The organism is Psychrobacter sp. Ps7 (assembly GCF_022129225.1).
In the GTDB taxonomy this organism is placed as follows: Bacteria; Pseudomonadota; Gammaproteobacteria; order Pseudomonadales; family Moraxellaceae; genus Psychrobacter; species Psychrobacter immobilis_A.
Map to the genome: position 1 here is coordinate 1 of NZ_JADQAH010000037.1, position 15,153 is coordinate 15,153.

General features: G+C 42.9%; 10 protein-coding genes and 2 pseudogenes. 7 read left to right on the plus strand and 5 right to left on the minus strand.

Annotation, left to right across the window (positions count from 1 at the left end; all coding sequences use genetic code 11):
• Window positions 1-400: 400 nt before the first annotated feature.
• The gene (locus tag I3257_RS11375) at window positions 401-2,101 is read left to right on the plus strand and encodes an AMP-binding protein (protein WP_201560190.1); all 1,701 of its coding nucleotides are present in this window, start codon (window positions 401-403) and stop codon (window positions 2,099-2,101) included.
• Window positions 2,102-2,232: 131 nt separating this feature from the next.
• Here the strand turns inward: I3257_RS11375 and I3257_RS11380 are convergent, their stop codons facing one another.
• From I3257_RS11380 to sohB, 5 genes are all read right to left on the minus strand, one after another.
• On the minus strand, window positions 2,233-3,102 hold the full coding sequence (locus I3257_RS11380) for an SDR family oxidoreductase (RefSeq protein ID WP_269135363.1): 870 nt from the start codon (window positions 3,100-3,102) through the stop codon (window positions 2,233-2,235).
• 237 nt (window positions 3,103-3,339) lie between these two features.
• Window positions 3,340-4,098 (minus strand): histidine phosphatase family protein, encoded by a 759-nt coding sequence (locus I3257_RS11385; protein ID WP_238049825.1) that lies wholly within the window; start codon window positions 4,096-4,098, stop codon window positions 3,340-3,342.
• A 92-nt stretch (window positions 4,099-4,190) separates the two neighbouring features.
• Window positions 4,191-5,444 (minus strand): phosphotransferase family protein, encoded by a 1,254-nt coding sequence (locus I3257_RS11390; RefSeq protein ID WP_238049826.1) that lies wholly within the window; start codon window positions 5,442-5,444, stop codon window positions 4,191-4,193.
• 152 nt (window positions 5,445-5,596) lie between these two features.
• A complete protein-coding gene (locus I3257_RS11395; RefSeq protein WP_238049832.1) occupies window positions 5,597-6,847 on the minus strand; it encodes an acyl-CoA dehydrogenase family protein in 1,251 nt (416 codons plus the stop codon).
• A 245-nt stretch (window positions 6,848-7,092) separates the two neighbouring features.
• Entirely contained in the window at window positions 7,093-8,073 is a 981-nt protein-coding gene (sohB, locus tag I3257_RS11400) for a protease SohB (RefSeq protein ID WP_238049827.1), read from the minus strand.
• Window positions 8,074-8,441: 368 nt separating this feature from the next.
• Between sohB and aspS the strand changes: the two genes are divergently transcribed.
• The 6 genes and pseudogenes from aspS to I3257_RS11430 all read left to right on the plus strand — a co-directional run bounded on the left by aspS (window position 8,442) and on the right by I3257_RS11430 (window position 15,114).
• Window positions 8,442-10,268, plus strand: coding sequence for an aspartate--tRNA ligase (gene aspS, locus I3257_RS11405; protein WP_201581776.1), 1,827 nt, complete (start codon window positions 8,442-8,444; stop codon window positions 10,266-10,268).
• 67 nt (window positions 10,269-10,335) lie between these two features.
• Window positions 10,336-11,295 carry a lysophospholipid acyltransferase family protein gene (locus tag I3257_RS11410; protein ID WP_193011549.1) on the plus strand — a complete coding sequence of 320 codons (960 nt, stop codon included), beginning with the start codon at window positions 10,336-10,338 and terminating at the stop codon, window positions 11,293-11,295.
• A gap of 289 nt (window positions 11,296-11,584) precedes the next feature.
• On the plus strand, window positions 11,585-12,385 hold the full coding sequence (locus tag I3257_RS11415) for a glycosyltransferase (protein ID WP_087815261.1): 801 nt from the start codon (window positions 11,585-11,587) through the stop codon (window positions 12,383-12,385).
• Between the two features lie 2 nt (window positions 12,386-12,387).
• Window positions 12,388-13,257 carry a WlaTC/HtrL family glycosyltransferase gene (locus I3257_RS11420; protein WP_087815259.1) on the plus strand — a complete coding sequence of 290 codons (870 nt, stop codon included), beginning with the start codon at window positions 12,388-12,390 and terminating at the stop codon, window positions 13,255-13,257.
• A gap of 46 nt (window positions 13,258-13,303) precedes the next feature.
• Window positions 13,304-13,491, plus strand: a pseudogene (locus I3257_RS11425) (IS1595 family transposase); the annotation flags it as partial.
• 67 nt (window positions 13,492-13,558) lie between these two features.
• A pseudogene (locus tag I3257_RS11430) lies at window positions 13,559-15,114 on the plus strand (IS3 family transposase).
• The last annotated feature ends 39 nt before the right edge of the window (window positions 15,115-15,153 follow it).

Consider the following 15,153-nt stretch of genomic DNA (forward strand, 5'->3'; position numbering starts at 1 on the left):
AATTGTTTTATGATGTTTGTCCTAAACATAACAATTTTATTTTGAACTGACTATATCAATTGTAGTTATGTTAATGTGTTGCCAAAATAAGTCACGCTATTTTTTATTAGTGTGAGTCGATAGTCGTTCAATTCAGATCAGTTTATGAGCAAGTGGTGCTTTTCTTAGTAAGGATAATAGTAACCAGCTGTTTACTGTATTTAGAGCACTGCTTTTTATAGCGAAATGAGCTTGTAGTTAAATAATTTATATAGAGGTCACCGTATTTTAGCAGTCTGTGAATCGATAGGATAGCACGCGACAATCCATTGCTCTCAAGGCGATGATTTATATTGTTGACAAGGATGTGACTACTCTTTTATAGAACCTTAACGTATCACAACATTTAAGGACGCTAAGTATGACAGTAGATAAGCCTTGGCTGGCGCAATATCCAGAAAACGTACCCAAGACCATTAATCCTGATCAATATGAGAGCCTCATAGAGCTGTATGAGGAATGTTTCAATCGTTTTCGTATGCATCCTATGACTATTTGTATGGGTGTCACTCATACTTATGGTGATGTGGATAAAGCCTCACTGGCCGTTGCCGCATGGTTACAAGCGCAAGGCATTCCTAAAGGCAGTGTGGTCGCACTCATGATGCCAAACGTGCCGCAATATCTGCCAACGATGATTGGTATTTTGCGGGCAGGTTATGTGTGTACCCCAGTTAACCCACTGTATACCGGTCGTGAGCTGCGCCATCAGTTGAACGACTCGGGTGCTCAAGTTATTTTTGTGGTTGATAACTTTGCTCAAGCACTCGAGCAGGTAATCGAAGAGACGGATATCAAACGTATTGTCCTATCGAAAATGGGCGATATGATGGGATTAAAAGGTATTTTGGTCAATACGGTAATCCGTCAGGTCAAACGCTTAGTGCCGAAATATAATCTTGACGATCCTAAATACAACGTTACCAAGTTTCCAGATGTGCTGAAAAAAGGTAAAAACCTACCGTTTCAAGCACCAAAAACGGCTTTGCAACATAAAGCGATTTTGCAGTATACCGGTGGTACCACAGGATTGTCTAAAGGCGCGGTATTAACTCAGCGTAATGTCGTTGCTGCGGCCATGCAGTCAGAAGCATGGTTTCGCCCTGTTACCTCAGAAATTAATGAGGTTTATATCAATATGGTCATGGCACTGCCGCTGTATCATATTTTTGCTTACATGCTTAGCCTGCTTGGCATGCGCTCAGGTTACACTTTTATTTTGGTACCAAATCCGCGTGATATGCCTGGATTTATCAAAACTTTATCCAAACAGCCGTTCCATATTTTCCCAGCGGTTAATACTTTGTTTAAAGGCTTGCTTGATCAGCCAAACTTTAAAGACCTAGATTTCAGCTCACTTCGTCTCTCGCAGGCAGGTGGTATGGCAGCAACCGAACAAACAGCGGCGCGTTGGTTAGAAGTGACAGGCTGTCCGATGGTTGAAGGTTGGGGTATGACTGAATGTGTAGCAGTCGGCACCAACAATATCGTCATTGATCGTAAATTTAATAGTACGATTGGCACGCCTGGTCCAAGCGTTGATATTATTGTTATCGATGAAGATGGCAAAGAAGTAGGCGTTAATCAGGCAGGCGAGCTGTGCATCAAAGGTCCAAATGTCATGTCGGGCTACTTTAATAAAGACAGTAGTAGCGACTTTACTAAAGAGGGTTATTTCCGTACGGGTGATATCGTCAGTATGGATGAAAAAGGTTACTTTAGATTATTAGATCGCAAAAAAGATATGATTTTGGTCTCAGGCTTTAACGTCTTCCCAAATGAAATCGAGTCGGTTATGCTTGATTGTAAAGGCATTATTGAGTGTGCAGTCATCGGTATTCCTGATGAACATCAAGGTGAGACGGTAAAAATATATATCGTCCCGGCCGATAATAACGTCACTAAAAGTGATATTAAAGAGTTCGCTATCGATAACTTGACCGGCTATAAATGCCCGCGTCATATCGAGTTTGTCACCGAGCTACCTAAGAGTAATGTCGGCAAGATACTACGTCAAAAATTGCGTGAAAAACATATGTCAGATAATCCGCAAACCTTGTAGTCGTTAAGACTCTCAGTAGTTAAGACTTATAAGTTTCAAAAAATAAAAGCCCACTATATACAATGTAGCGGGCTTTTTGTTGCGTTAATTTTTCTTGACTAATTTTGACATTAATAACAACACAACCGCTATCAGCTGACTCTATTGACCACTTGTAATGGCAAATGCTTCATCGCTTGACCGACAATCGACCATGGCAGACTTGGCACGCAAGCTTCGTCTACTTCTGCCTCAATCGCAGCAACGATCGCTTTGGTGCCCGTATCTGCATCCACTTCAAACGGTAGTGGTTTGGCATTTTCATTAATTTCAGTACGGATATAACCTGGATAAATGGTCGAGACTTTAATGGGCAATTTGGTTAATAACATATCAGCACGAATGCCTTCTGCCAGATGAGCCAGACCCGCCTTACTTGCGCCATAAGCGGTCAAATGCTTAGGCAGTCCACGCATTGCTGACATGCTTGATATCACCACCAGATGACCGCTGTTTTGTGCGCGGAATATATTCATCGCCGCTTCACATTGCGCGAGCGCAGAGACAAAGTTAATCTCAACGGTGCGGCGGTTGGTATCGAAGCGCCCTTTACCAATACGGCGACTATCCCCGACGCCCGCATTGACCACCACACGATCGATATGACCAAAGTCAGTTGCGAACGCATCAAATACATCGAATATGGCATCATAGTCACTGACATCTAATGCTCGATATTCAACACGAATATCAGGATACGCTGCCATCAGCTCTGCTTGTAGACTTTCTAGACGGTCGGTACGACGCGCGCAAATCGCCAAATTATAGCCAAGCTTAGCAAACAATCTTGACATGCCTTCGCCCAGTCCTGAGCTGGCACCCGTGATTAATACTGTTTTACCACGACCAATCTGCTGCTTATTTAAACCTTTTAGGTATCGTGCGGGCTGAATTGCGCTAAATAGCTGATTTTTACTTTGTTTGGCGCTTTTGGTGACTAAATTGATCAATTTATTTTGCATAGAACGTCCTGTTTACATCCCTATTATATGAAGTTGACAGTCTATAATATCGCAAATTGATAAGTGCGGCTTGTCTGTCATAAAAATACACAAAAAGTACTCAACAATTATCATAGCCGATTTTAATAACATAAAAATCGGCTACGTGTTTAGAATAGCCATTTTATCCTGATATTAATCACGGCTTAATTGTGGCTTAATTATGACCTTGATGTCTTACCGTCATCACATACTATGTTATCGCCACGTCACGAAGCGTTTGCCATCAGCAAATAAGTGACTGTATTCATTTAAAGACAATAGCCGTGTACTCTGCGCTTTTAAAGTAATAGACGTCACGCCTGTATTAACCAAGCTTTTATTAATTTGATAGGCTGTTGAGCTGCCCTGCTGCAATAACTGCGCGGTAATAGCCGAAATAATGCCGCCCGAAGTAAACACCAGCACCGTACTATCACGCTCTAAATTCAGATTGGCCGCTTGCAAACGCACTTGCTCAAGCGCTTGTTTTGCCCGCTCATTAAATTGTGACCAGCTCTCAATATAATCACTGTCATTTTCACCGGCATGCCAGCGCTGCATCGCAGCATCAAACAACTCCGCTAAACGCATAGATGGCACTTCTGCTTGCGCAATCTCAGCCGCAATAGCACCTTTACTCATGAAAGCAGGATTAGACTTTATAAACACGTCTTTATGATTAAATTCATCAAATTGTGGCAGTACATAGCTATCCGGCGCACTTATATCGATCGCAGGCTTACTAGAGATATTGCTATCGGTATCAACAAATGACTGATAACGCTGCCAAAAATGATGTGCAGAGTCTTGCTGCCTAACCAAACTACCAGTAAAAATCGCATCGATTCGACGCTGAGTCGTCGCGTAATGCTGACCTAGCATCTGCGCTTGCTTGCCACCCAGCTCTGAGAGTTGATCGTAATTCTCTTGTCCAAATGACGCTTGACCATGACGGGCCAAAAGTATGGTTGTCATAAAATATTGCCTTATTAATCGCACTCTTATAATTTTTCAACGCCCTAGATTTTTAATTTTTAATTTTCTTACTTTTCAGCTTTAGGTGCGCTTTATCCAAAATAATTCTTTGGTAAAATAACTTTAATAACAGCCTGTATAGGACTTGGCAACTGCTCAATCATCGCAGCATCAACACCCATATCTTGCAAATGCGGCTGTACTCGGCTAGTAAACAAAATCTCACCTTCATATTGAGCAATCAATTTAAGACATTTGGCATGTAACACGTGCACAATAATCCAGAAATTTTTAAAGGTGGGATTGGTCGTTTGTTTATGATAGTACCGATAATAAATTTGCTGAACGATACCCGCTAGACGGAACAGACCAAACACTTCATAAAACGTCCAGTTGTCTATCTCTAGACCTGTCTGCTCAAGATAATAAGCAACCACCTCATCGCGAGTCATCATGCCTTTTAAATGGGTGGGCTGACGGCGTGACTGCTGCATAATGATGTTGTCATCTTCTTCAATCCAATACGCCAATGCGCTGCCCAAATCCATTAAAGGATCGCCCAAGGTCGCCATTTCCCAATCGAGTACGCCTATCACCTTGGTCGGATCTGCTGCATCCAAAATCACATTATCAAAGCGCCAATCATTATGAATGAGGCAAGTCTTACTATCAGCAGGCGTATGCTTACCGAGCCATTGACGGACTAAGGCAAAACTTGGGACGTTAGGTGTTTTGGCTTTGACATAACGCTTGTCCCAGCCAGTTACTTGACGTTCGCAGTAACCTTCACCGCGTCCAAGATTGACCAAATCAGGATGGTTTTTATAATCGACTTGATGCAATTCAATCAAAGCATCGATGACATTGGTACATAATGCACGTGTTTGCTCTTCGCTTAAATCGATACCTTTTGGCAAATTGGCACGAGGAATGATACCTTCCATACGCTCCATGACATAAAAATCTGCACCAATGACGGACTCATCCGTACATAACGCGACCATTTTAGGCACATAAGGATAGGCATCTTTTAAGGATTTTTGAACCGTATATTCGCGCACCATGTCGTGTGCTGATTTGGCTTTAGTACCTTTTGGTGGACGGCGTAAAATTAAATCTTGGCTTTTACCTTCGCCTTCATATTGTAAGCGATAGGTCCAGTTTGATGCGCCACCTGAAAATTGAGTAACGGTAGGCTCGCCTTTTATATCGACGCCTTGAGCACGTAGCCACGAGCTAACAGCTTTGGCATCAAGCTCTTCGCCCTCACGAACCTCGCCGCCTTTATCTAAGATTTTATTAGCTACTTCTTTAATGGTAGTTTTGCTTTGATTAGCAGTTGCCATATGACATTCCTTATCGTGTGCTCAATTATGTTTTATCAGTGAATATAGGGCTGAAAATTCACTATTAACGGTGTAATAGTGAATTTCAATGAGAAATTAATTCAAGCAAATGCTCATTAAACCAGTTTCTATACGATTATTGCCAATGAAAATTAGGCTTTCACAGGTTTTGAGGAACGGCTAAAACCTTGACGCTTTAATTCTAACTTAGCAATCATGGTTTTATGCACTTCATCAGGACCATCGGCTAAGCGCAATGCTCGTGCTTGGGCAAAGAATGCAGGCAACATGGTATCTTGGCAAACGCCCATGCCACCATGAATCTGAATCGCCATATCAACCACTTCTTGTAGCACAGTTGGCGCAACCACTTTAATAGCAGAGATTTCAGTCAATGCTGCTTTTGTGCCTTGCGCATCCATTTTTTGCGCTGCATATAGTGTCAATAAACGCGCTTGGTCAATCTTAATACGCGCCTCAGCGATACGCTCAAAGTTACCACCCAGTTGTAATAATGGCTTACCAAAAGCGGTACGCTCCATGCCGCGCTTAACAGCCAGCTCTAGCGACTTTTCGGCAGCGCCAATACAGCGCATGCAATGGTGAATACGACCTGGTCCTAGGCGACCTTGTGCAATCTCAAAGCCCATACCTGCACCACCGATAAAGTGACTGACGGGCACACGTACGTTATCAAAGCTGACTTCACCATGGCCGTGCGGCGCATCATAATCGCCAAAGACTTTGAGCATGCGCTCGATGTTAACACCCGCTGTCTTTGCTGGGACCAATACCATCGAATGTTGATGATGACGGTCTTTATTGTCATCAGGCGTGTACGCCATCACAATCAAAATATCGACCGCAGGGTCGCCAAGACCCGATGACCACCATTTACTGCCATTGATAATAATCTCATCGCCATCAACCACAGCTGTCGCTTGCATATTGGTGGCATCACTGGAGGCGACATCAGGCTCAGTCATACAAAATACCGAACGCGTTTTACCTTCTAAGATTGGCGTTAGCCATTTGTCTTGCTGCTCCTGTGTGCCATAGCGCCATAACAGCTCCATATTACCGCTATCAGGGGCATTACAGTTAAAGACATAAGGCGCTAATAAACTGCGTCCAGTCAGCTCGGCAATCGGTGCATAATCGGTCACCGACAGCCCTGCCCCTAGCGTGTCATCTGGTAAAAATAAATTCCATAGACCGGCTTCGCGTGCTTGTTTACGCAAACTCTCGTATTTTTCTGGCCATTGCCAATTTTTCCAATTACCGTCTGGGTTTTGCGCATGACAATCCGCCCAAAACTGTGCTTCTATTGGTTCAATATGAGTTTCGATAAATGCTTTGACTTTGGCATGCATTGTTTGACCATGTTCGGTGGCGGTAAACATCAATGTATTTTCAGACATAGCTGGCATCCTTTTCCTTGCTGATGGTTAATGATTTTCATCACGTTCACATAAAGCTTTTATAAAAAGCCCAATGCTAATTTTATAGTGTACGTGCGTATACTCTGTTCTGTATGCCACATTTATAACACAGCATTTATGAATAAACAGCAAAAAGGCGCGACCCGCTAGGACACGCCTTTTACAAAATACAAACAATGCATCTATTTAGAGTGGAAAATTGAAAACTACTTTAGGATATTTAAACGGCTATTAAAATCAAAGCGTGCTAGCGCATCTGGTAGTTTATCAATCGCCATATTCACGGTGGCCTCTGCCGCTTGTGACAATCCCAACTTTTCGGCCAGCGTTGGCTTTTGACGGGAATGCAGCGCATAGACTTCATTGTCTTCCATACGCTCTAAAATATAGCTGTCTGAGGTTTGTAGGCTATCAATTAATTTGAGTTTCAGCGCATCTTCACCATACCAATGCTCGCCTGTTGCGACTTTCGCGACATCCAATGCTGGACGATAGGTGTTCACGAAATGTTTGAATAACTCATGCGTTTGCTCAAGCTCTTCTTGGTACTTGGCACGGTCGTCAGCGTCATTTTCACCAAACATAGTAACGGTACGCTTATAGTCACCAGCGGTAAACATCTCATAATCGACGTCATGATTTTTTAGCCATTTATGAAAGTTTGGCAACTGTGATACCACACCGATTGAGCCAATAATGGCAAAGGGCGCAGCCACTACGTTATCCGCCACACACGCCATCATATAACCGCCACTGGCCGCGACTTTATCGACACAAACTGTCAATTTTAAACCAGCCTCTTTTAGACGTGCCAATTGCGCTGCTGCCAAACCATAACCATGAACCAACCCGCCGCCTGATTCAAGACGTACCACGACTTCATCGCCTTTATTTGCACTGCTGATTAATGTGCTGATTTCTTCGCGTAAATGCTTGACTGCCGTGGCTTTGATATCACCGTCAAAGTCGAGAACGAAAACTTGTGATTTATTATCACTGTTTTTTTTCTTATTTTTGCTTTTTGCTTTCAATGCTTGCTTGGCTTTTTTAGCCATTACTTTTTTGAATTGCTTAAGCGCGGCTTTACCTTGAGTTGCCTCCATTAAATCTTCACGGCGTTGTTCTTGGCTTTTATTTAGATGAACAACTTGTAGCTCAACAGGGTTCTTAGCAGGGTGAAAAAGCATGAGTAGCATTCCTTACATGATTAGAATAATTTTAATAAGATTTTATAAGTGAGCCTGATATGTGCACAGTGGCTGATATTTTCAAGCAAAATGACAATATTTAACCCAATGCAGATGTTACTGAATAAATACACCCATTACTGATACTTTCCTACGCTTTGATTGGACGCCACTGGTTGTATAACAAGGGCAGATTAGGCATAATATGCGTTTACACCAAATTTTCTGTAGCCAACGTGATGACCATTTGTCTTAATCGCGGTGTTTGTGCGTTTTTAGCGGATAGCTTGAATCGTACAGCAATGGCTGCATTATTGTATTTCGAATTGGGCTGACAACTGGATAATTATATTATGACGCAAAGCACTATGACGCATAGCGAATATCGAGACGAATATTGCGGAGCCGTAACCGAAAGCTTCATCGATCAAACCATTAGTATCGTAGGCTGGGTACATCGTCGTCGCGATCACGGTGGCGTGATTTTTTTAGACATGCGTGACCGCGCTGGTATCTTGCAGGTCGTCGTTGACCCTGATACACCAGAAGCCTTTGCAACTGCTGATGCGGTACGTCCTGAATATGTGCTAAAAATCACTGGTCGCGTACGTCAACGCTACGCGGGTACTGAAAACAATAATATGACCAGTGGTCAGATTGAGCTGTTGGGCAAAGAAATTGAAGTATTGGCGAAATCTGAAACACCGCCTTTCCCATTAAATGATGAGAAAACCACGGTATCAGAAGACTTGCGTTTAAAATATCGCTATCTTGATATGCGTCGTCCGCAAATGCAAGAGCGTATGGTTTTCCGTGCTAAAGCCACGTCAGCCATTCGTCGTTACTTAGATGACCATGGTTTCTTAGACGTTGAAACCCCTATCTTGACTCGTGCGACACCAGAAGGCGCGCGCGATTATCTTGTGCCATCACGCACACGCCCAGGTAACTTCTTTGCTTTGCCGCAGTCACCACAGCTGTTTAAACAGTTGTTAATGGTGTCAGGATTTGATCGTTATTATCAAATCGCTAAGTGTTTCCGTGACGAAGACTTACGTGCTGACCGTCAGCCTGAATTTACCCAAGTCGATATTGAGACTTCTTTCTTAAATGAAGAAGAAATCATGAACATCAACGAAGGTTTGATTAAGCATTTATTCAAAACCATGATGGATGTTGAGTTTGAGCAATTCCCACGCATGACTTACGCAGAAGCTATGCGTGACTATGCCTCAGACAAGCCTGACTTACGTATTCCATTAAAGCTCATCGACGTTGCTGATTTAATGAAAGACGTTGATTTTAAAGTATTTGCCGGTCCTGCTAACGATCCTAAAGGTCGCGTTGCTGCGCTACGTATCCCTGGTGGTGCTTCATTAAGCCGTAAGCAAATCGATGCTTATACCAAATTCGTTAGCATTTACGGTGCACGTGGTTTGGCGTATATCAAAGTTAACGATGCGAGCAATATCAACAACGGCGTTGACCAAGAATCTGGTCTTCAGTCTCCTATCATCAAAAATATGACCGATGACGTATTGGTAAGCTTGATTGAGCGTACTGGTGCAGAAAGCAACGATATTATATTCTTTGGTGCGGATAAAGCCAGTGTCGTCAATGACGCAATCGGCGCACTACGCCAAAAAATTGGTCTAGACCTTGAGATGACTACTTGTCAGTGGGCACCACTTTGGGTCACTGATTTCCCAATGTTTGAGCAAACGGACGATGGTCGTTGGACGTCAATGCATCACCCGTTTACTAAACCTAAAGGTTCTGTTGATGAATTGAAAAACAACCCAGAATCTGCCCTCTCTATCGCTTATGATATGGTATTGAACGGTACAGAAGTTGGCGGTGGTAGCTTACGTATCAATACCTACGACATGCAGCAAGCGGTACTTGAAGCGTTAGGTATCGGCGAGCAAGAAGCTGAAGACAAGTTTGGTTTCTTACTTGATGCGTTAAGATTCGGTGCGCCGCCACATGGTGGCTTGGCCTTTGGTTTGGATCGTCTGATTATGCTTATGGTAGGCGCTGACTCTATCCGTGATGTTATCGCTTTCCCAAAAACTAAAACTGCTGAATGTCCACTAACTCAAGCACCTGCTGAAGTCGATAGCAAGCAGCTACGTGATCTTGGTATCCGTGTGCGCGAAAAAGCACAGGCTGACACCAACAAACCTGCGCAATAAATGGTCTAACGATGTCCGGATTTTTTTTTCAGTACTTATTACGTGATTCATCACTATGTGAATGGTTATGAATCCGTATTACATTTTTAAAATCGTGCCATTGTCTGTTTTGCAGATACTGGCACGTTTTGTTGCGTGGGTGATTATTAAGATACCCAATTTGAGTATCATGCGTACAGTCAGTATCAATATGACGTTAATTGCGCCTAAGCTGACTGATGTGCAAAAACAAGTAGTAACCAAAGAGATTATTTATCACCAGTGTTTGACCAGTATTGAATCGATCAAAAGCTGGGCCATGCCACCTGAGTGGAGTATTGCTCAGATTCGCGACGTTCATAATAAAGAAATTTTATTAGAAGGACTTGCGAGTGCCAACGGCATGCTCGCTATCGTGCCGCATCTCGGTACATGGGAGATGATGAACGCTTGGCTCAATCAATTTGGTTCCCCAACCATTATGTACAAACCTGTTAAAGGTGACATTACCAACAACTTTGTGCTACAAGGGCGTTCAAGGCTTAATGCGACCTTAGTGCCAACCGATGGTAGCGGTGTCAAAGCCATATTTAAAACACTTAAACAAGGTGGCTTTAGTATCGTCTTACCCGATCATGTTCCCGACCCTTCGGGCGGCGTGGTTGTGCCCTTTTTTGGTATTAAAACGCTAACCAGTACGCTTGCTTCTAAACTTGCTAGTAAAACCAGATGTGCCTTGGTCGGCTTATCTTGTATTCGCCGTGACGATGGTCGTGGATTTGACATCTATTGTTATAAGCTCGATGATCCAGCACTTTATGATCGTCATGCCGAGACCGCCGCTTATGCACTTAACCAAGCCATGCAACAGATGATTGAAGAAAAATGTAGTCACTATATGTGGGGCTATCGACGTTTCAAACACATTCCCACATTAGGAAATCCTTACAACGTTGATGAAGAAACTTTGGCCAAATTCATTCTTGACAACAAGCGGGCTGATCAAAACGTTCATGATACAACCACGCGCGCTGACAATGAGCAATAACCTTACAATTAGCCAAACGTTTAGAGATATCGTGAATCCTAGCTGTGATAGTATTGGCTGACTTTTGTACCTTTAAACGTTACTAAGGCGTGTTCTCATTTCAATCGATCGTCCTATAAATGGATTAAAGATGGCTAAATTTTGCCAAACAGCGTCAAATAGTCAGTCAATAGCTCAATATTGTCTGCGCTATTTTCTTGTTTGGCGACAATTTATCTCATTTTCATCACTATGTTAAAAATGAGAACACGCCCTAAATATTTTTTATTTATATTAATATGAGTGCATTATGGCAACTGACGTAACCAATACTTCATCGACAGACCACACGCATGCACGCAGTAGCACTGCTGAGCAGCGTTATGTTATCTGTATGAAATGGGGTGACAAATACGGCGCTGAGTACGTCAACCGTCTTTATAATATGGTCAGTCGCCATTTGACTTTAGACTTCCAAATGATCTGCCTCACTGATGATAGCAGCGGTATCGACCCTGCTGTGACTTGCCATCCTATTCCAAAGATGGATTTGCCTGCTGGACCTGAGCGTGGTTGGAAAAAACTCACGACTTTCAAACCTGAACTATATGGTCTTAAAGGTGTGGCTTTATTTTTAGATATCGACATTGTTATTGTTGATAACATAGACGCCTTTTTTACCTATCAAGCTCAGCACAAAGACAGCGTGGTGATTATCCGTGATTGGAAAAAACCGTGGCGAATGATTGGTAATAGCTCTGTTTATCGTTTCAATATTGGCATGAACACTTATCCTGATTTGCTCGCAAATTTTGAGCGTAACTTTGCCACCATTCGTACCCAAGTGCGCCATGAGCAGGCTTATCTGTCTAACTATTTACGTGAGCATCATCATTTAGAGTATTGGGATAAAACATGGTGTGTCAGCTTCAAGTACCAATGCATCGCCCCTATTCCCTTTAACTTTGTGCGTGCGCCTACTCTGCCGGATGGCGCAAAGATTGTCATCTTTCATGGTGAGATTAATCCGCCAGATGCCATCAATGGTAGCGGCGGCAAGTGGTATCGTCATGTTAAGCCAAGCCCTTGGCTAAAAGATTATTGGCGGTAGTAATGGATAATTCAATATCAACAACTGAAAAGTCAATCACAATTGTTACTGCCTATTTTGATATTGGTAGAGGTGATTGGTCCACTGAAAAAGGACACCCCTCTCATCTACTTAGGGATAATCAAACATACCTATCATATTTTGAGAACTTAGCAAAACTCGATAATGAAATGGTTGTATTTACCTTTGAGGAAATGAAGCCTTATATCAGAAAATTAAGAGGTAACAAACCAACCAAGATCATCATTATTGATTTAGAAAAAAAGTTTAGAAACTTACTAGATGAAATTAAATCGATAATTAACAGCAATAATTTCAAGAGTAAAATACCCGATAAACACAAGCTCAACCCTGAGTATTGGTCTGAAAAGTATGTCCTAGTAACTAATCTAAAAACTTACTTTGTAAACAAAGCTATTGAAGATTTTAACTTGTCTAATGATCTGGTTGCTTGGGTAGACTTCGGATATTGTAGAGATAATACTACTCTGCTAGGTATTAATAATTGGTACTACCCTTTTGATGACTTACATGTTCATTTTTTCACATTAACAAAAGACAAGTTTTTTTTATTTTTTAACAATCCCAACTTCCCTCATACAAAAAACAAAGTTTTATCTGCTATTTTAAATAATAGAGCAGTTATCATAGGTGGCGTAACAGTAGCTAATCAAAATATTTGGAGAGAGTTCTTTAATGTTGTAAAAAATTGTCAAGAAGAATTATTTCAAAAAAACATTGTGGACGATGATCAAGGTGTTTATTTAATGTGTCATCTTAAGCAACCCAATCTATTTAAATTTCACTATCTTGGTAAAAATAGCAATGGTGAGCAAAATTGGTTTGGAACCATGCAAAAATTTCATGCTTAATTTATTTAGAGGCTGTAGTAGATAAGCACTATGCTAGACTACTTTTATGAAGATAACCCGTTGTAAACTAAGTAAAAAAGTACAGCGAAGGCTCTTAGAGTTTTCACGGCTGAAGTGACTGCAAGAACAGCCGCAGATTTGCTCGACATTCAACCTAACACTGCTGCACTTTTTTATCATAAAATTAGACTTGTAATAGACGACCATCTCTCATTAGAAGCTGATGAGCTCTTTTACCCCCTATGGCAGGATAGTTGTCACCCCTAAATAATAATTCCAAAGGGGACAATGAGGACACATCATGCCACGATATAGCGAAGAACGTAAACAGGCTATACTCAGCAAACTGCTACCCCCGCTGAGCCTAAGTGTTGCCGAGGTTTCAAGAAGTGAAGGCATCGGATTACAGACCCTGTATAATTGGCGTGCCCAAGCTAGAGAACAAGGTCACCCCATGCCATCGAACCATAAAACCCCTGATGACTGGTCAAGCGAAACCAAGCTTGCCACCATTATAGAGACGGCCACCCTAAGCGAGAGTGAACTTAGCGAATACTGCCGCAGCAAAGGCCTATATGTTGAGCAAATCAAAGCGTGGCGTACTGACGCCTTACAAGGCTTTAGCAGCAGCAAACAACAAAGCCTGAAAGACAAGCGTCAGCAGCAGAGCGATCGCAAACAGATCAAACAACTCACCCGAGAGCTTGCTCGAAAAGAAAAGGCTTTAGCTGAAACTGCCGCCTTACTGGTATTGCGAAAAAAGTTGGAAGCGTTTTGGGAGGAGTTTGATGACGACTGACCTTGCTCCCTAAGCGCAAGCAATACATAGACTGGATACAAGAGGCCAATCACTCAGGAGCCAGACTTAACCTTGCCTGTATTGAAGTTGGCATTAGCATCCGCACCTATCGGCGCTGGTACCGCGCAGGTCACGTGAATGGTGATAAACGGTGTGACGCCGTGCGCCAAGCTCCTAAGAATAAACTGAGCGCCTCTGAACAAGCCGCCATCCTAGCCGTGTGCAATCAGCCCCGCTTTGCCAGTCTGCCGCCCACCCAAATTGTACCGACCCTGCTTGATGAGGGGATATATCATGGCTCAGAGTCTACCTTTTATCGGGTGCTGAGGCAGCATGAGCAATTGGCTCACCGCGGTCGTGCACTTGCCCCTAAAGCCTCAAGCGCCCCAAAGACCTTTACTGCCACTGGCCCTTGCCAAGTGTTCTGCTGGGATATCACCTATCTGCCAAGTCCGGTACGGGGTCAGTTCTATTATTTGTACATGATAGAGGATGTCTATAGCCGTAAAATTGTTGGCTGGGAGGTTTATGACCACGAGTCAGGTGTACTGGCAGCTCAGCTGCTTGAGCGTACTTTAATCAGTGAGAATGCATTGCACACTGGGGTGGTGCTACACTCAGACAATGGGGCACCGATGAAAGCTCAAACCATGCGCATGAAAGCGTATGAGCTTGGGGTACTCACCTCTTACAGCAGACCGCGTGTCAGTAATGACAACCCGTTTGCAGAGTCTTTATTTAAAACCTGCAAGTATCGCCCTAATTGGCCTATCGATGGCTTTAAGAGCTTAGATGCGGCAAGACGATGGATGCTGAGCTTCACGCGCTGGTACAACAATGAGCATAAGCACAGTCAGCTGAACTTTGTGACGCCCAATCAGCGCCATACGGGTGAGGATAAGGAAGTACTGGCGAAGCGTCTGCTCACGATGCAGCGCGCTAAAGATGAAAACCCGATACGCTGGGGAACTCAGGAGGTGAGGAACTGCGAGCCTGTAGGGCCAACAACGCTAAATCCTGTAAAAGAGCAACAACAGCAAAGATTACAAGCCGCTTAATTTAGCTTGATGGTGACAACTACCTTGAAAAACTCCGTT